At 23.9% G+C, this 619-nt stretch carries 1 pseudogene; it reads right to left on the bottom strand.

Features of this window, described 5'->3' with window-relative positions:
* Positions 1–265 precede the first annotated feature (265 nt).
* Positions 266–586, bottom strand: a pseudogene (locus HMPREF1552_RS11895) (type II toxin-antitoxin system RelE/ParE family toxin); the annotation flags it as partial.
* Positions 587–619: the final 33 nt, after the last annotated feature.

Here is a 619-nt window from a genome sequence, read left to right as displayed (position 1 = left end):
TCAAAAAATACTATTAATATTTTATTAATCCAACCTAGTTGGATATTTTGTTGTAGACATTTATATATTTATTTGACAAAAGAAGAGGAAAAGAGGCTGACGCCTCTTTTAAAATTATCAAATATATCAGTAAATAACTAAAAAATATGAATTTAATTTCCTTATAAATAAAAAAATTGATTTCTGTATAAAAATCAATTCTTGTTAGTAAGTTAAATTAAATTTGTCCAACTTTTTGGGGAAGTTAATCAGTGGTCCTGTATATTTATTTTATTTTTCCATCTTTGTATGTTTTTCTCTTTTTATCTTTATAAGTTTCTTTTCTATCTGAAATTTCTATAATTAATATTAATAAAATATCATTTTTTATTTCAGCTACAATTCTATAGGAACCTACTCTGTATCTCCATAATCCTTTTAAATTTCCTGTTAGTGCCTTTCCTCTTTGTTTTGGATTTTGTGTATCTATTAAGTTTTCTGAAATCCATTTTTTTATAAGTTTAGCGATGGTCTTGTTTGATTTGCTTAATTTTTTTAAATCTTTTTCTGCAGATTCAGTGAACCTAACTTCATAAAATTTTTTTTCATTATAATCCTAGCCTTTTGAATACGTCTTCAG

This window comes from Leptotrichia sp. oral taxon 879 str. F0557, assembly GCF_000469385.1.
Taxonomy (GTDB): Bacteria; Fusobacteriota; Fusobacteriia; order Fusobacteriales; family Leptotrichiaceae; genus Leptotrichia; species Leptotrichia mesophila.
This window is presented reverse-complemented; position numbering and strand designations above follow the sequence as displayed.